This is a genomic window from Janthinobacterium sp. GW823-FHT01H08 (assembly GCF_058797855.1).
In genome coordinates this window covers 3,561,321-3,577,249 of sequence record NZ_CM179504.1, presented here as the reverse complement: position 1 = coordinate 3,577,249, position 15,929 = coordinate 3,561,321, and the positions used below count along the sequence as shown (strand labels likewise).

Sequence of the window (15,929 nt, the reverse complement as noted above, 5' to 3'; positions counted from 1 at the left end):
GCCGGCATATCACAAACGCATTCCTTCGCAGAATAAAACGACGTTATTATTATTGCGGTTTTGTTATTTGAATGAATATCCAATTGATAGCTTCTGCCGGAGTTTGCTGTCGGCAGCAGAATCGATCCGCAAACGATGTTGTACCATGGCGTAGCATGCTGGCTGCCGTGCGCACTGTACAAAAATAATACGAGCGTTCTTTTATGCGGTATAGTAAAGCTTCATCCCTTGCAACCACCTCATACGTTGAGCAAAACCAATAAGGAAGAGACATGAGTGCTGAATATCAAGTGAACGGCGCCGTTGCCGTCATTACCCTGGCCAATCCGCCCGTCAATGGTCTGGGCCTAGCGACGCGCACGGCCGCCGTGACCGGCATCCGCCAGGCGCTGGCGGACGAGACCGTCAAAGCCATCGTCATCACGGGCGCCGGCAAGGCCTTTTCGGGCGGCGCCGATATCAAGGAATTCAATTCGCCCAAGGCGCTCACGGAACCGACCCTGCACACTCTGATCAACGTCGTCGAACAGTCGACCAAGCCCGTCGTGGCGGCCATCCACAGCGTCTGCATGGGTGGCGGCCTGGAGCTGGCGCTCGGTTGCAACTACCGCGTGGCTGCGCCTGGCGCGCAGATGGCCTTGCCGGAAGTCAAACTCGGCATCTTGCCGGGCGCGGGCGGCACGCAGCGCCTGCCGCGTGTGCTGGGCCTGGAAATGGCCCTCAATATGATCGTCTCGGGCACGCCCGTGGCGTCCGAAAAACTGGCCGGCACGGCCCTGTTCGACGAAGTCATCTCCCCCGGCGCCGACTTGCTGGCCGCCGCCGTGGCCTTCGCCACGAAGATAGCCGACGTGCGCCCGCTGCCGAAAGTGCGCGAGCGCAAGGTCGATTACCCGAACCATGAAGCGTTCCTGCAGTTTTCGCGCAATACAGTCAAAGCCATGTCCGGCCCGTTCCCGGCGCCGCTGAAATGCGTCGATGCCGTGTCGGCCGCCGTGACGATGAAATTCGACGACGGCTTGAAATACGAGCGCGAACTGTTCATGCAACTGGTGCAGTCGCCGGAATCGAAAGCCTTGCGCCACGCCTTCTTTGCCGAACGGGTCGCCAGCAAGGTGCCCGACGTGCCTGCCGACACGCCCGTGCGCGCGATCGCCAGCGCGGCCATCGTGGGCGCCGGCACCATGGGCGGCGGCATCGCCATGAACTTCGCCAACGCGGGCATCCCCGTGATGCTGCTGGAAACGAAGCAGGAAGCGCTGGACAAGGGCCTGGCCACGATCCGCAAGAATTATGAAAACACGGTCAAGAAGGGCAAGTTGACGCAAGAGAAGGCCGAGCAGCGCATCGCGCTCGTTTCCGGCACCTTGGCGTATGCCGACATCGCGCAAGCCGACATCGTCATCGAAGCCGTGTTCGAAGAACTGGGCGTGAAGGAAACCGTGTTCAAGCAGCTTGACGCCGTCATGAAGCCGGGCGCCATCCTTGCCTCGAACACGTCCACCCTGGACCTGGACAAGATCGCCGCGTTCACCCAGCGTCCGCAAGACGTGATCGGCACGCATTTCTTCAGCCCCGCGAACGTCATGAAGCTGCTGGAAATCGTCCGCGGCAAGGAAACGGGCAAGGACGTGCTGGCGACGGCGCTGGCGCTGTCGAAAAAGCTGAAGAAGACGGGCGTCGTCTCGGGCGTATGCGACGGCTTTATCGGCAACCGCATGATCGAGCAATACAGCCGCCAGGCCGGCTTCCTGCTGGAAGAAGGCTGCTTGCCGGAGCAGGTCGACAAGGCCGTCGAGAAGTTCGGCTTCGCCATGGGCCCGTTCCGCATGGGCGACCTGGCCGGCAACGACATCGGCTGGGCCATCCGCAAGCGCCGCTACGTGGAAAAGCCGGACGTCACGTATTCGAAGACGGCCGACCTGCTGTGCGAAATGAAACGCTATGGCCAGAAGACGGGCGCCGGCTGGTATGACTACAAGGCGGGCGACCGCAAGGCGTATCCGTCGGAACAGGTCAACGCCATGATCGTTCAGCACTCCGCCGACATCGGCGTGACGCGGCGCAAGATCGGCGACCAGGAAATCGTCGAACGCCTCGTGTATGCGCTCGTCAATGAAGGCGCGCGCATCCTGGAAGAGGGCATCGCCTTGCGCGCCTCGGATATCGACATGGTGTATCTGACGGGCTACGGCTTCCCGCTGTTCCGCGGCGGCCCGATGTTCTACGCGGACACGGTGGGCTTGCCGAACGTGCTCGATACGATCGCCGGCTACGCCAAAGGCCGCCACGGCGAAGCGTGGACGCCGGCGCCCCTGCTGGTGAAGCTGGCGGGCGAGGGCAAGGGTTTCAATAGCTAAGCCGACGCCAACAATATTGTCGGATTACGCGCGGCTTTGCCGCGCTAATCCGACCTACCCGGCTCTTGAGCCCTCGTAGAGGCGTAGGTCGGATTAGCGGCGCAGGCCGCGTAATCCGACACCACCACGGACGCCAGCAAGCATGTTTATTTCTTCTTCGCCACCATCTTGACCGCCTCGTTGACGATGACGGGGTTGTCTTTCTGGATGTAATAGCCGGCGCCCGTGATGCGCTCGATGGCTGGCGCGCCGGACAGGCGCTGCCAATCCTTTTCCTGCGCCCGCACCACGTTTTCAAACGAGCCCATTTCCTCGATGCCGAACTTGTCGCGCACCAGCAGCATGGCGGGCACGCGCAGCGGGCTGTTCATGTCGACGTGTTGCAGACATTGCGTCTGGGCATCGAATTCGGCCGATTCCGTACTGTTGAACATGAGTTTGCGCCGCGTCTTCACGAGCATGGCGTAGGTGGACGCGTCCGTCTGCAGGCGGTTCCACTGCTGCGGGTGCGTGGGGTCGAGGAGGACCAGGCCGGCCACGTCCTGCGGGTACAGCCTGGCATACACATACTGGTACAGCCCGCCCAGGCCATGGCCGACCAGTATATACGGCGGCTTCAGGCCCGCTTGCGCCAGCAGGGCGCGCTGCTGGGCGGCAATGGTGCAGGGATCGCGCGGCGTGGTGGTCTTCTGGCTGTCGCCATAGCCGGGACGGTCGTAGACGAGCACGCGGTGCTGCCGGGCGACTTCCGGCACGACCTTGGCCCATACATCCTTGCCGTCGCCCATGGCCGACTGGAACACGACGGGCAAGCCGTCCTGGCCGCTCAGGGTATACGCGATGCTGGCGTCGGGCAGGGCCGCAGTGGCCGGCACACCTGGCGTGGCCGGGGCGGATGGAAACAGAGAGCAGCCGGAAAAACAGCCTGCCAGCAGCAAGCCGGCGCTGGAGAGGAGCATGGTGCGCGCGGGGCGGCCGACGAATAGATGATGCATGAATCTCCTTCTTTGTTCACGGACCGGTATGGCGTGCCAGCCATTATAGGCAAATCGTCTCGAAGTGGAAATGCCGAACAGAGCCGGATTTCCCCACCTGTCAGCCGGCCTCGGCGCGGTGGCAGACGGCTTCGATCCGGTTGCCGTCCGGATCGAACAGAAAGGCCGCGTAATAGCTGGCGTGATAGTGGCGCAGGCCGGGCGCGCCCAGGTCGATGCCGCCATGCGCCAGTCCGGCCTGCCAAAACGCTTCCACGGCCGCGCGCGAGGGGGCCTTGAAGCAGCAGTGGCGGCGCGGCGCGTCGTCGGGCTGCGGGCCCAGGCGCACGGAAAAGTAGCTGCGCTCGGGGTGCTGTGCATCGCTGCGCTCGCCGTAGCCTATCCAGGCGTTGGCATGGTCGCTGCCTACCTTGGGCACGTCGAGCGCGGCAAAGACGGCGTCATAGAAGCGCTCGGCGCGTTCCAGGTCGCTGACGGTGAGGGATACGTGATCGAGCATGGGCACTCCGCTGTAAAAAACAGGACGGCCATAGCATAGCCCGGATCAGGGCGGCCGTGGGCGGCAGTGACCGAGTGATACCGTTGCTGGTTGACTGCCGGTTAAGGGTGGCGGGCGAGCCGCGCCACGATGTTGCGGCTCATCAGCTGCACGCGGGGCGCGAACAGCATCACGGCGCAGAAGGCCACGGGCCAGGCGGCAAAGAAGGCATGGCGCCAGCGGGGCAGGAAGTCCGCCTGCAAGCCGATATTGAGCCAGGTGACCCAGGCGCTCATCAGCAGGGTCATGAGCAGCGACATCAGGAAGGCAAATACGCAGCGCAGGCGCAGGGCGTCGGACATGGGACACTTTCAAAATGGTGAAGATATGCAGCGTAACAACTTGCAGCAATCTATACTAGAGCCATATTTTTAATTTCAAATTCCGAAAATGCAATCATGCTTGACGAATCATGCTCGATGACCTAGCCCTGTTTGTCGCCATCGTCGAGGCGGGCAGCCTGCATGCGGCGGCCGTCAAGGAAGACTTGCCCGCCGCCACCGTCACGCGCCGGCTGCAGAAGCTGGAAAGCCAGCTCGGCTACCGTTTGCTGAACCGCAGCGCGCGCCGCCTGCAGCCGACGGCGGAAGGCTGGCAATACTACGAGCAGTGCAGACCCCTCGTGCACGCGCTGCGGCAGGCGACGCAGCAGCTCGACGCCAGTCTGTCGGCCGTTTCGGGCAGCATCCGCGTGCTGGCGCCCGTGAACTTTGCCAGCGGCTTGCTGACGCCGGCCTGGGTCAGTTTCATGCAGCAGTATCCGGATATCCGCCTGGAGCTGGAACTGTCGAACCTGCTGCAAGACCTCGTGGGCAGCGGCGCCGACCTGGCCATCCGCGTGGGCGCGCTGGATGACTCCTCGCTGATGCAGCGCCGCCTCGGCAGCGCCGCGCTGGTGATGGTGGCCGCGCCCGGCTACCTGGCGCGCGCCGGCGTACCGCGCGACTTGCAGGACCTCGAGCGGCACGAGCTGATCGTGGCCGAACCGCTGCGCAGCTGGCGCTTGCGGCGGCCCGGCGACGGCGCCGAAATGCTGATCGAGCCGCAGGCGCGCCTGCGCGTCAACGAAATGCGCCTGGCCGTGGAGATGGCCGATGCAGGCATCGGCATCTTGCTGTGCCCGCTTTTGCAGTGCCGCGACGAGGTGGCGCGTGGTTCGCTCGTGCGCGTGCTGCCCGACTGGATGCCGCAGCCGCGCCATGTGTATGCCGTGTGGACGCAGCGGCGCTACCTGCCGGCCCGCGTGCGCGTGCTGCTCGAGCACCTGGCGGCGTTTGCGGCGGCCAACCCGCTGTTGAATGAGGATGCCGGTGCCGATGAGGTGGCTGCCCTGGCGCGCGGCACGCCGGGAATCCTTTCTATTTAGTAATACCGAGCGCTTGTACTTTTCGCCAGGATCGCGTTAAGATAAAGCTGCACGCTTATCCAGCGGGCAATCTGGTGTTTTTTCGCGCAATCCGTCCCTATCCATGAGAGTAGCAATGAAATATCTGATCGTTCCCTTCTTGCTGGCCATCACTGGCTGCGAAGTACTGTATGACGCGAACCGGGACAAAATCGGCGAGTATTGCAACAGCCTTAATAATTTCGACGACCGCAACGCCTGCCGCAAGCGCAACCAGACCAGCTACCAGGAATACGTGCAGCAGCGCGACCAGCTGAAAAAGGGCAAGAGCGAAAAATAGGCTTGCCGCCGCCTGCGCCGCATACGCTGCTTAAAAAAACAAACGCCGCTGACCAGTCAGCGGCGTTTTGCTTTGCGGGCCCCGGCCTGGCGGCCGGGGCTTGCATCGGATCAGTCGTCGGCGTAGATATTGTTGTCCTTGGTTTCCTTGACGAACAGGGTGCCGATCACGACAGTCGCCAGGGCGACGACGATCGGATACCACAGGCCGTAATAGATATCGCCCTTGAAGGCCACCAGCGCGAAGGCCGTGGTCGGCAGCAAGCCGCCGAACCAGCCGTTACCGATATGGTAGGGCAGCGACATCGACGTGTAACGTATACGCGTCGGGAACATTTCCACCAGCATGGCGGCGATCGGGCCGTACACCATGGTCACGTACAGCACCAGGATGAACAGCAGCAAGACGACCATCGGCTTGTTGATCTGGTCCGGATCGGCTTTCGCAGGGTAGCCCGCTTCCTTGATGCCGGCGCCGATTTCTTTCTTCAGCGCTGCTTCATGGGCCTTGCTCTCGGCATCGAAGTTCAGGCCGTCCGGCGTCATGACGGCGTTAAACGAGGTAAATTCCTTCGCACCGATGCGTACCTTGGCGATGCTGCCCGCTGGCGCGTCTTCCTTCGTGTAGTTCACCGAGCTGTTCGACAGGAAGCCCGTGGCGATGTCGCACGACGACGGGAACTTCTTGGTACCGGTCATGTTGAACTGGAAGTGGCAGGAAGCGGGATCGGCCACCACCACCACTGGCGAGTTCTTCAGTGCAGCTTCCAGCTGCGGATTGGCGAAGTGGGTCAGGCCGTTGAAGATCGGGAAGTAGGTCAGGGCGGCGATCAGGCAGCCGCCGAGGATGATGTACTTGCGGCCGATGCGGTCCGACAGGCTGCCGAAGAACAGGAAGAACGGCGTGGCCAGCAGCAGGGCGATGGCGACGAGCACGTTGGCCGTGGCCAGGTCCACTTTCAGGGTCTGGATCATGAAGAACAGGGCGTAGAACTGGCCCGTGTACCAGACGACGGCCTGGCCGGCGGTCAGGCCGATCAGGGCCAGGATGACGATCTTCAGGTTTTTCCACTTTCCGAACGCTTCCGTCAGCGGCGCCTTCGAGGTCTTGCCCTCGGCCTTCATCTTGGCAAATGCCGGCGATTCATTCATGGCCAAGCGGATCCACACGGAAATACCGAGCAGGATGACAGAAACGAGGAAGGGAATGCGCCAGCCCCAGGCCTCGAAATCCTTCTCGCCGGTCGCCAGGCGGGTGCCCAGGATGACCATCAGCGACAGGAAGAAGCCCAGCGTTGCCGTCGTCTGTATCCACGCCGTGAACGCGCCGCGCTTGCCTTCAGGCGCGTGCTCGGCCACATAGGTGGCTGCGCCGCCGTATTCGCCGCCCAGCGCCAGGCCTTGCAGGATGCGCAGGATGACGAGGATGATCGGTGCGGCGATGCCGATGGACGCGTGGCCCGGCAGCAAGCCGACGATGAAGGTGGAGCCGCCCATGATCAGAATCGTGATCAGGAAAGTGTACTTGCGGCCGATCATGTCGCCCAGGCGGCCGAAGACCAGCGCGCCGAACGGACGCACGATGAAGCCGGCGGCAAAGGCCAGCAGCGCGAAAATGAAGGTGGTGGTGGGGTCGCCGATAAAGAATTGCTTGGCGATGATCGATGCGAGCGAACCGTACAGGTAAAAATCGTACCATTCAAAAACGGTGCCGAGCGAGGATGCAAAGATGACCTTGCGTTCCTCGGGCGTAATCGGCGTTCCCTTGGTGGACATTTTCCGTACGTCGGCCGAGCCGGATGGTGATGCCATGGTTTGTCTCCCTATGTTTTATAGTGAACTGGTGCCGAGGTCTTTTTGACCATTCTTGCAACAGCTTGGGGCGAGTGTGTTCTCCGAACCTTACGTCATGCTTGCTTGAAACTTACACCAAGCTTACAAATTGCTGATCATTCCAACTTTGCGAACGACCGTACTTAAATGTGCTATTCTCATTCCGCAGACACCCCACCCAATAATATCCCCACAAGGAGACACAGCATGAATGAAGCCGTCATCGTATCGACCGCCCGCACGGGCCTGGCCAAGTCCTGGAAGGGCGCGTTCAACATGACGCATGGCGCCACCCTGGGCGGCCATGTGCTGGCGGCCGCCGTCGAGCGCGCGCGCATCGAGGCGGAAGAAGTGGAAGACGTGCTGGTCGGCTGCGCCTTCCCCGAAGGCGCGACGGGCGGCAATATCGCGCGCCAGGTGGCCTTGCGCGGCGGGTGCCCCGTCACCACGGCCGGCATGACCGTCAACCGTTTCTGTTCCTCGGGCTTGCAGGCCATCGCCCTGGCGGCGCAGCGCATCATCGCGGGCGAAGGCGATATCTATGCGGCCGGCGGCGTGGAATCGATTTCCTGCGTGCAAAATGAAATGAATACGCATATGTACAGGGAAGTCTGGCTGCAGCAGCACAAGCCGGAAGTCTACTGGCCCATGCTGCAGACGGCCGAAACCGTGGCCAAGCGCTACCAGATTTCGCGCGAGCGCCAGGATGCCTACGGTGCGCAAAGCCAGCAGCGCGCAGCAAGCGCCCTGGCTGCTGGCCTGTTCGACGCGGAAATCGTGCCGATGACCACCATCATGGGCGTGGCCGACAAGGCCAGCGGCATGCTGGTGTCGCGCGAAGTGACGATTGCCGCCGACGAAGGCATCCGTGCCGACACAACGTATGACGGCGTGGCGAAGATCCGCCCCGCCATGCCCGGCGGCGTCATCAGCGCCGGCAATGCCAGCCAGTTCTCCGACGGCGCGTCCATGGCCATCGTGATGAACGCGAAAGTGGCCGAAGCGAAAGGCCTGCAGCCGCTGGGCGTCTTCCGCGGCTTTGCCGTGGCCGGCTGCGAACCTGATGAAATGGGTATCGGCCCCGTCTACGCGATTCCGAAACTGCTGAAAAAGGCGGGCTTGACGGTGGCCGACATCGGTCTGTGGGAACTCAACGAAGCGTTTGCCGTGCAAGTGCTGTATTGCGCCGACACCCTGGGCATCCCCATGGACCGCCTGAACGTGAACGGCGGCGCGATTGCCGTCGGCCACCCATACGGCGTGTCGGGCGCGCGCCTGACGGGCCACGCTTTGATCGAAGGCAAGCGCCGCGGCGTCAAATACGTGGTGGTGACCATGTGCATCGGCGGTGGGCAGGGCGCGGCCGGGCTGTTCGAAGTGCTGTGATGCTTGCTTGACAGCCAGTCTGCGGGCGGCCTGAGTGCCGCCCGTTTTCTTTTGCCGCTCACTTTCTGCAAGGCGCGCCGATAGCGGGTACAGTAATGCTTCATTAATAAACAAGCAGCCTGCCACCATGCTCAAGCACATCGTTTTCTGGAAACTCAAAGACCACGCCGAAGGCGCCGACCGCGCCACGAATGCCCTGAAACTGAAAGCCCTGCTCGATTCCTGTTCGGATCTGGTCCCCGGCATCCTGAAATTCGAGGCAGCCGTGGCCCAGCCGGGCCTGGAAGCGACCTACGACATCGTCCTGTACAGCGAATTCGCCAGCCGCGCAGCGCTCGATGCGTACCAGAACCATCCCGAGCACGTGAAGATCAAGCCGTTTTTTGGCGCCGTGCGCGAAGCGCGGCAATGCATGGATTACGAAGTGTAGTGACACCGAACCAAACCTACTGCGCGTCGGTATAGGTGGCCTGCGATGCTCACCGTACTTCAGTACGGTTGCGCTTCTCGGCCACCTCTCCCTTCCGCTCGCTACGGTTTTGTTCGGTGTCGTGAATATCAATGTTAGCCATCAACTTTATTGACAGGAGCCTTCATGACCACCTACCAACGCATCGTCCTCGCCTCGCGTCCCACGGGAGAAGTGCAGCCGGATAACTTCCGTCTGGAAAACAAAGAAATTCCAGCCATTAAGGATGGTGAATTGCTGGTGCGTAACCAGTATCTGTCCTTGGACCCCTACATGCGGGGGCGCATGAGCACGAATAAAAGCTATGCGGCGCCGCAGGCGCTCGATGAAACCATGATCGGCGGCACGGTGGGCGTGGTGCTCGAGTCGAAGCATCCAAAGTTCGCCGTCGGCGACACGGTGGTGGGGACCCTGGGCTGGACGGAAGTGGCCGTGTCGGACGGCACGATGCTGCGCAAGGTCGATACGACGCACATCCCCGCGTCGGCCTACCTGGGCGCCGTCGGCATGCCGGGCATGACGGCATGGTATGGCTTGAACCAGATCATGGCGCCGAAAGCGGGCGAAACGGTGGTGGTATCGGCCGCCAGCGGCGCCGTGGGCAGCGTCGTGGGCCAGCTGGCGAAACTGAAAGGTTGCAGGGTCGTCGGCATCGCGGGCGGGGCGGAGAAGTGCGCGTATGTCGTCGACGAGCTGGGTTTTGATGCCTGCGTCGATTACAAGGCGGGCAACTTGGAAGCCGACCTGGCCGCAGCCACGCCGGACGGCATCGACGCCATCTTTGAAAACGTGGGCGGCGCCGTATTCGACGCGGCCCTGGCGCGCACCAACGCGTTTGGCCGCGTGGCCCTGTGCGGCTGGATCGCTGGCTACAACGGCGAACCGACGCCGCTCAACAATGCGCGCTTCATCCTCACCAACCGCCTCACCATGCGCGGTTTCATCGTTTCCGAGCAGCCGGAATTCTGGCCGCAAGGCTTGGCGGAACTGGGTACCCTGGTGGCGACGGGCAAGCTGAAATTCCGCGAATCCGTGGCCGAGGGCCTGGCCAGCGCGCCCGAAGCCTTCATCGGCCTGTTGAAAGGCCGTAACTTCGGCAAGCAGCTGGTCAAGCTCAGCTGATCTCCCTCTCGAAAGGCAGGCCGTGCGACAATAACGGCCTGTCTCTTTCTACCTTACACCATGACCAAGCACACCATCCGCCTCGGCGACTGGGCCACCCTGGGCCTTGATGCCACCGCCATCCGTTTTGAAGTCTTCGTCGATGAACAGAAAGTGCCGGCCGAGATCGAACTCGACGACATGGACGCCGTCTGCCTGCATGCCGTGGCCTATGACGACGCGGGCAACGCCGTCGGCACGGGCCGGCTATTGCCCGATGGCCACATCGGCCGCATGGCCGTGCGCCAGCCGGGCCGCGGCACGGGCGTGGGCGGCGCCATTTTGACCATGCTGATGGACAAGGCGCGCGAACGCGGCGATGCGGCGGTGGTGCTGAACGCGCAAACCGTGGCCGCGCCATTCTATGCGCGCCACGGTTTCGTGCAGCAGGGGGAACAATTTGAAGAGGCGGGGATTGCGCATGTGGAGATGCGGCTGGTGTTTTAAACGGTGCTTCCGGTGTTGTCGGATTACGGCCCTTCGGTCCTAATCCGACCTACGCCGGCCTGTGGCGGCCATGGCAGGTCGGGTTAGCGCGAAGCGTGTAACGCGACACCACCAGCACCATCAGGTGTTGTCTGATTACGGCCCTTCGGTCCTAATCCGACCTACGCCGGCTTGTGGCGGCCATGGCAGGTCGGGTTAGCGCGAAGCGCGTAACGCGACACCACCAGCATCATCAGGTGTTGTCGGATTACGGCCTGCGGCCTAATCCGACCTACGCCGGCCTATGGCGGCTATGGTAGGTCGGGTTAGCGCGAAGCGCGTAACCCGACACCACCAGCACCATCAGTTCTGCGCGTGGCTCTGACGCCATTTGTCCAGGATCACGGCCAGCACGATCACGACACCCTTGGCCACATACTGCCAGAACGACGACAGCCCCAGGATCGTCAAGCCGTTGTTCATCACGCCGATGATCAGGGCGCCGATCACGGTGCCCCAGACGGAACCGACGCCGCCCATCAGGCTCGTGCCGCCGAGCACGACGGCCGCGATGGCGTCCAGCTCATAGCCCGTGCCCCAGTTGCCGTTGGCCGCATACAGACGGCTGGCCGACATGGCGCCGCCCAGGCCCGCGAACAGGCCGCTGATGGTGTAGACAAACATCAGCACGAGGCCAACCTTGATGCCCGTCAAGCGTGCCGCCTGGATATTGCCGCCCACGGCGTAGATATGCAGGCCCAATGTGGTCTTGCGCAAAATAAACCAGGTCAGCAGCACGACGGCCGCGGCCAGCCAGATCAGCCAGGGCACGGCCAGGAAGCTGCCGTTGCCCATCCATTCGAAGCTGGGGATTTCCGTGTTCAGCACGCTGGTGCCGTCGGCCAGCAAATAGGCCGCGCCGCGCAGGGCCGTCATGGTACCCAGGGTCACGACAAACGGGTTCAGGCCGACGAGGGCGACCAGCACGCCGTTCAGCGCGCCCAGCAGCAAGCCGACGATCAGAAACGCGGGAATCGAAAAGCCGGCGAACTGGGCAGACAAGGACATCAGCATGCCTGCCACGGCCGAGACGGCCAGCACGGAGCCGACCGATAAATCGATGCCGCTGGTCAGGATGACGAAAGTCATGCCCGAGGCCAGCACGATGTTGATCGATACCTGGCGGAAGATGTTCATGGTGTTGTTGCTGGTCATGAACGTGGACGTGCCGTCGGCCGAGAAATACACGGTCAGGCCATACATGGCCAGGTACAGCACGACCAGCACGGGCAGCATGCCCAGGCGGCGCATCAGGTTCGAGGCATTGAAGGGTTCGCCGGCGCGTGCCGCGCCGCGGGTGGTACTCGTTGTCATGGTCTATCTCCTGAATGATTATTTAAGGCGTATTCTTAAAACGCCTAACAAAACCGTAGCGAGCGGAAGTGGGTTGTGGTTGAGACGCGGAACTGTGCGAAGCACGGGGACGCCGAGTCAGTGAGCATCGGAAACCGCGACCCGCGACGCGCAGTAGGTTTTGATAGGTGTTTTTATGCCGCTTCCAGTTGGGTAGCGTAAGCGAGGATGTTTTCCTGCGTGATATCGTCGCCCGTCACTTCGCCCGTCAGCCGTCCTTCGCACATCACCATCACGCGGTCGCAGATGCCGACCAGCTCGGCCAGTTCGCTGGAAATGCACAGGACGGCCGTGCCCGCGTCCGCCAGCTGGTGGATGATCTTGTAGATTTCGCTCTTCGCGCCCACGTCCACGCCCCGCGTCGGTTCGTCGAGGATCAGCACCTTGGGGGCGATGGCCAGCCAGCGCGCCAGCAAGACTTTCTGCTGGTTGCCGCCAGACAAGCCTCCAACGATGCCGTCCGGGCCCGAGACCTTGACGTTCAGGTTGGCAATCGCCTCGCGCGTGAGCTGGGTCAGGGCGCCACGGTTGACCACGCCCGCCGTCGCATGCTTGGACAGGATATTCATCGACATGTTTTCCATGGCCGACAACTGCATGAACAAGCCCAGGCTCTTGCGGTCTTCCGGCAGGTAGCCGATGCCGTGGCGAATCGCCGCCAGCGGCCGGTGGATGTGCACTTCCTGGCCGTCGAGCCACACTTGCCCCGATTGTTTCTTGTCCGCGCCAAAGATCAGCCGCGCCAGTTCCGTGCGGCCCGCACCGACCAGGCCGGCAAGTCCCGTCACTTCACCCGCATGCAGGGCGAACGAGGCGGGCTTGACCTTGCCGCCGCCCACGTTTTCCACGCGCAAGCGCTCGGCGCCCCGCGTCGTGCGGCGCTGGTGCGCATAGAAGTCGTCGGCGGGGCGGCCCACCATCATTTGCACGACTTTCTTTTGATCCAGCTCATCCTTGCCCAGTTCGCCCACATAGGCGCCGTCGCGCAGCACCGTGATGCGGCGCGCCAGGCGTTCCACCTCGGCCATGCGGTGGCTGATGTAGAGCACGGCCAGGCCCTTGTCGCGCTGTTCTTCGATGATGCGGAACAATTGTTCTGTTTCCCGGTCGGACAGGGCGGCAGTGGGCTCGTCCATGATCAGGATGCGGCTTTCGTGCACGAGGGCGCGGGCGATTTCCACCTGCTGCTGCTCGGCGATCGACAGGGTAGCTACCATGGTGTCCGCGTCGAAGCGGGAACCGAGGTCGGCCAGGATGGCGTTCGTGCGCGCGCGCATTTCGCCGCCCTTGACGGTCCAGAACGGGCCTTGCGGTTCGCTGCCCATGAAGACGTTCTGCGCCACCGTCATGTTCTTGGCCACGCTCAGTTCCTGGTAAATCAGGTTGATGCCCAGGGCGCGGGCCTCGCCCGGGTTGCGGATCCTGATCGGCTTGCCGTCGAGAAGGATTTCACCCGCATCGGGCGTGTACACGCCCGAGAGGATCTTCATCAGGGTGCTCTTGCCGGCGCCATTCTCTCCCATCACGGCATGGATTTCGCCGCTGCGCACCGTCAGGTGCACGCCGCGCAACGCGCGCGTGGCGCCGAAGCGCTTCTCGATGCCGCGCATTTCAAAAATAATATTGTCGCTCATGACTGTCCTTCCTTGCTGGTGAAACTGGCGCCGCCCGCGAACTGGCCGGCGGCGCCACGTGGTTCAGGTCAGGCAGATCAGTTCTTTACCCAGCCCGTGTAGGTGGCGACGTTTTCCTTGGTGATGGCCGGGGTCGGCAACAGCACCATGGTCTGTTTCGGCGTGCGGCCGTTCATGATGTCGTAGCCCATCTGCACGGCATCGGTCGCCATGCGGTACGGATTTTGCGCCGAGGTGGCGGCAAACAGGCCGGCCTTGTTTTTCAGGGCGTTCTGGCCATCGGGCGCGCCATCGACGGCCGTGATCAGTTTTACGTCCGTACGTTTCGATTGCTTGATTGCCAGTTCGGCGCCGATGCCCGTCGGATCGTTGATGGCGAACACGCCGTCGATCTTCGGATGGGCCGTCAGCAGGTTCGACATCACGGTCATGCCGCCGTCGCGGCTGCCGCCGGCGTTCTGGTTGTCGGACAGGATCTTGATATCCTTGAACGCGGCCAGGGTTTTCTTGCAGCCATTGACGCGGTCGATCACGGACGTGACGGGCGGGCCGTTGAGGATCACCACATTGCCCTTGCCGCCGATCTGCTTGGCCAGGTAGGCGCACGAGACGTCGCCGGCCATGGTGTTGTCGGACATCACGGTGGCCGAAGCGCCGACGGCGCCCACGTCGACGGCGATCACGACCACGCCCGCATTGCGCGCTTTCTTGATGGCCGGCGCGATGCCTTTGGAATCGACGGCGTTCAGGATGATGATGTCGGTCTTGTTGGCGATGAAGTTCTCGATCTGGTCCACCTGGGTGTTCAGGTCATACTTGCTGGAAACCGTGGTGACTTTCACGCCGGGGCCGCCCAGCTTTTTCGCGCTTTCTTCCGCGCCGCGGCCAATCGCCACGAAAAACGGGTTGGCCAGGTCGCCCACGCTCACGCCGATCGATTTCAGCGGTTTGTCGGCAGCGAAAGCGCCGCAGGCGGCGGACAGCAGCAGGGTGGCGGTAATGACTTTTTTCATGAGGATCTCCAAGGGTTTTTATTGTAAAAACAAACGGTGCTACGGGTGAAAAACCGGGTGCAAACTTATTGGCTGCGTAATTTCTCGATCATGGCATCGAGCTTGCCCGCATCGACGGCAAAGCCGCGGATGCCTTCGGCCAGCTTTTCGGTCGCCATCGCATCGTCGTTCAAGGCGTAGCGGAAAGCGGCCTCGTCGTAGGTGACGGCCGGCTGCGCCGCGCCCAGGTCGGCGCCCAGCGCGCGCTCGAACGGTTCGTTGGACGCTTCGAGTTTCGCCAGCAGGTCGGGGCTGATGGTCAGCAAGTCGCAGCCGGACAGGGCCGTGATCTGTCCCACGTTGCGGAAGCTGGCGCCCATCACTTGCGTGGCGATGCCATGTTGCTTGTAGTAATTAAAGATGCGCGTGACCGATTGCACGCCTGGATCGTTGGACAGGCTGCGCGCCGCTTCGTCCCATGCCGCGCCCAGCGATTTTTTATGCCAGTCGTAGATGCGGCCCACGAACGGCGAAATCAGGCGCACTTTCGCGTCGGCGCAGGCGACGGCCTGGCAGAACGCGAACAGCAGGGTCAGGTTGCAAAAGATGCCGTCCTTTTCCAGCTCGCGCGCTGCCTGGATGCCTTCCCAGGTGGCGGCGACCTTGATCAGCACGCGCTCGCGGCCAATGCCGGCTTGCTCGTACAGGGCGATCAGGCGGCGTCCGCGGGCCACGGTGGCGTCGCGGTCAAAGCTCAAACGGGCATCGACTTCCGTCGATACGCGGCCCGGCACCACTTTCAGGATTTCCAGGCCGAAACGCACGAGCACCTGGTCGACGATATCGTCGAGCGAGGCATGCTTGTGGGCTGCGACCGTGCTTTCCAGCAAGGGCGCGTAATCGGGCTGCAGCACGGCTTTTAAAATCAGCGACGGATTGGTGGTGGCGTCTTGCGGCGCGAAGCGGGCCAGTTGCAAAAAGTCGCCCGTGTCGGCGACGACGGTGCTGGTTTGCTTCAGTTGTTGCAGCTGATTCATT

The 15,929-nt window shown here is 62.5% G+C and carries 15 protein-coding genes; 7 read left to right on the top strand and 8 right to left on the bottom strand.

Features of this window, described 5'->3' with window-relative positions; genetic code table 11:
- Positions 1-272: 272 nt before the first annotated feature.
- Complete coding sequence (locus tag AC3RCG_RS15935; RefSeq protein ID WP_492401265.1) at positions 273-2,360, top strand: 3-hydroxyacyl-CoA dehydrogenase NAD-binding domain-containing protein; 2,088 nt, start codon at positions 273-275, stop codon at positions 2,358-2,360.
- A 146-nt stretch (positions 2,361-2,506) separates the two neighbouring features.
- Here the strand turns inward: AC3RCG_RS15935 and AC3RCG_RS15930 are convergent, their stop codons facing one another.
- From AC3RCG_RS15930 to AC3RCG_RS15920, 3 genes are all read right to left on the bottom strand, one after another.
- Positions 2,507-3,355, bottom strand: coding sequence for an alpha/beta fold hydrolase (locus AC3RCG_RS15930; protein ID WP_121669540.1), 849 nt, complete (start codon positions 3,353-3,355; stop codon positions 2,507-2,509).
- A 100-nt stretch (positions 3,356-3,455) separates the two neighbouring features.
- Positions 3,456-3,854, bottom strand: coding sequence for a VOC family protein (locus AC3RCG_RS15925; protein ID WP_070288494.1), 399 nt, complete (start codon positions 3,852-3,854; stop codon positions 3,456-3,458).
- A gap of 101 nt (positions 3,855-3,955) precedes the next feature.
- The gene (locus tag AC3RCG_RS15920) at positions 3,956-4,195 is read right to left on the bottom strand and encodes a DUF2798 domain-containing protein (RefSeq protein ID WP_070288493.1); all 240 of its coding nucleotides are present in this window, start codon (positions 4,193-4,195) and stop codon (positions 3,956-3,958) included.
- 110 nt (positions 4,196-4,305) lie between these two features.
- Between AC3RCG_RS15920 and AC3RCG_RS15915 the strand changes: the two genes are divergently transcribed.
- On the top strand, positions 4,306-5,259 hold the full coding sequence (locus AC3RCG_RS15915; protein WP_121669539.1) for a LysR family transcriptional regulator: 954 nt from the start codon (positions 4,306-4,308) through the stop codon (positions 5,257-5,259).
- A gap of 115 nt (positions 5,260-5,374) precedes the next feature.
- Entirely contained in the window at positions 5,375-5,578 is a 204-nt protein-coding gene (locus tag AC3RCG_RS15910) for a hypothetical protein (RefSeq protein WP_070218363.1), read from the top strand.
- Positions 5,579-5,688: 110 nt separating this feature from the next.
- Here the strand turns inward: AC3RCG_RS15910 and AC3RCG_RS15905 are convergent, their stop codons facing one another.
- Entirely contained in the window at positions 5,689-7,389 is a 1,701-nt protein-coding gene (locus AC3RCG_RS15905) for an MFS transporter (RefSeq protein WP_070218362.1), read from the bottom strand.
- Between the two features lie 228 nt (positions 7,390-7,617).
- Here AC3RCG_RS15905 and AC3RCG_RS15900 point away from each other — a divergent pair, with 228 nt between their 5' ends.
- From AC3RCG_RS15900 to AC3RCG_RS15885, 4 genes are all read left to right on the top strand, one after another.
- Entirely contained in the window at positions 7,618-8,796 is a 1,179-nt protein-coding gene (locus tag AC3RCG_RS15900) for an acetyl-CoA C-acyltransferase (RefSeq protein WP_492401269.1), read from the top strand.
- A 127-nt stretch (positions 8,797-8,923) separates the two neighbouring features.
- Positions 8,924-9,226, top strand: coding sequence for a Dabb family protein (locus AC3RCG_RS15895; RefSeq protein ID WP_070218360.1), 303 nt, complete (start codon positions 8,924-8,926; stop codon positions 9,224-9,226).
- A gap of 165 nt (positions 9,227-9,391) precedes the next feature.
- The gene (locus AC3RCG_RS15890) at positions 9,392-10,387 is read left to right on the top strand and encodes an NADP-dependent oxidoreductase (protein WP_492401271.1); all 996 of its coding nucleotides are present in this window, start codon (positions 9,392-9,394) and stop codon (positions 10,385-10,387) included.
- 60 nt (positions 10,388-10,447) lie between these two features.
- Entirely contained in the window at positions 10,448-10,873 is a 426-nt protein-coding gene (locus tag AC3RCG_RS15885; RefSeq protein WP_492401273.1) for a GNAT family N-acetyltransferase, read from the top strand.
- Positions 10,874-11,215: 342 nt separating this feature from the next.
- On the opposite strand, the gene AC3RCG_RS15880 is transcribed toward AC3RCG_RS15885, so the two are convergent.
- The 4 genes from AC3RCG_RS15880 to tal all read right to left on the bottom strand — a co-directional run bounded on the left by AC3RCG_RS15880 (position 11,216) and on the right by tal (position 15,928).
- Entirely contained in the window at positions 11,216-12,226 is a 1,011-nt protein-coding gene (locus AC3RCG_RS15880) for an ABC transporter permease subunit (protein ID WP_070218357.1), read from the bottom strand.
- A gap of 173 nt (positions 12,227-12,399) precedes the next feature.
- On the bottom strand, positions 12,400-13,899 hold the full coding sequence (locus AC3RCG_RS15875; protein ID WP_492401275.1) for a sugar ABC transporter ATP-binding protein: 1,500 nt from the start codon (positions 13,897-13,899) through the stop codon (positions 12,400-12,402).
- A 77-nt stretch (positions 13,900-13,976) separates the two neighbouring features.
- Positions 13,977-14,912, bottom strand: a complete 936-nt coding sequence (locus tag AC3RCG_RS15870) for an ABC transporter substrate-binding protein (protein WP_121669532.1) — start codon at positions 14,910-14,912, stop codon at positions 13,977-13,979.
- 65 nt (positions 14,913-14,977) lie between these two features.
- On the bottom strand, positions 14,978-15,928 hold the full coding sequence (gene tal, locus AC3RCG_RS15865; RefSeq protein ID WP_492401277.1) for a transaldolase: 951 nt from the start codon (positions 15,926-15,928) through the stop codon (positions 14,978-14,980).
- Position 15,929: the final 1 nt, after the last annotated feature.

Coding starts and splice junctions, on each gene's coding strand:
- AC3RCG_RS15935 (WP_492401265.1), top strand. CDS start 273: ATGAGTGCTGAATATCAAGTGAACGGCGCCGTTGCCGTCATTACCCTG.
- AC3RCG_RS15930 (WP_121669540.1), bottom strand. CDS start 3,355: ATGCATCATCTATTCGTCGGCCGCCCCGCGCGCACCATGCTCCTCTCC.
- AC3RCG_RS15925 (WP_070288494.1), bottom strand. CDS start 3,854: ATGCTCGATCACGTATCCCTCACCGTCAGCGACCTGGAACGCGCCGAG.
- AC3RCG_RS15920 (WP_070288493.1), bottom strand. CDS start 4,195: ATGTCCGACGCCCTGCGCCTGCGCTGCGTATTTGCCTTCCTGATGTCG.
- AC3RCG_RS15915 (WP_121669539.1), top strand. CDS start 4,306: ATGCTCGATGACCTAGCCCTGTTTGTCGCCATCGTCGAGGCGGGCAGC.
- AC3RCG_RS15910 (WP_070218363.1), top strand. CDS start 5,375: ATGAAATATCTGATCGTTCCCTTCTTGCTGGCCATCACTGGCTGCGAA.
- AC3RCG_RS15905 (WP_070218362.1), bottom strand. CDS start 7,389: ATGGCATCACCATCCGGCTCGGCCGACGTACGGAAAATGTCCACCAAG.
- AC3RCG_RS15900 (WP_492401269.1), top strand. CDS start 7,618: ATGAATGAAGCCGTCATCGTATCGACCGCCCGCACGGGCCTGGCCAAG.
- AC3RCG_RS15895 (WP_070218360.1), top strand. CDS start 8,924: ATGCTCAAGCACATCGTTTTCTGGAAACTCAAAGACCACGCCGAAGGC.
- AC3RCG_RS15890 (WP_492401271.1), top strand. CDS start 9,392: ATGACCACCTACCAACGCATCGTCCTCGCCTCGCGTCCCACGGGAGAA.
- AC3RCG_RS15885 (WP_492401273.1), top strand. CDS start 10,448: ATGACCAAGCACACCATCCGCCTCGGCGACTGGGCCACCCTGGGCCTT.
- AC3RCG_RS15880 (WP_070218357.1), bottom strand. CDS start 12,226: ATGACAACGAGTACCACCCGCGGCGCGGCACGCGCCGGCGAACCCTTC.
- AC3RCG_RS15875 (WP_492401275.1), bottom strand. CDS start 13,899: ATGAGCGACAATATTATTTTTGAAATGCGCGGCATCGAGAAGCGCTTC.
- AC3RCG_RS15870 (WP_121669532.1), bottom strand. CDS start 14,912: ATGAAAAAAGTCATTACCGCCACCCTGCTGCTGTCCGCCGCCTGCGGC.
- tal (WP_492401277.1), bottom strand. CDS start 15,928: ATGAATCAGCTGCAACAACTGAAGCAAACCAGCACCGTCGTCGCCGAC.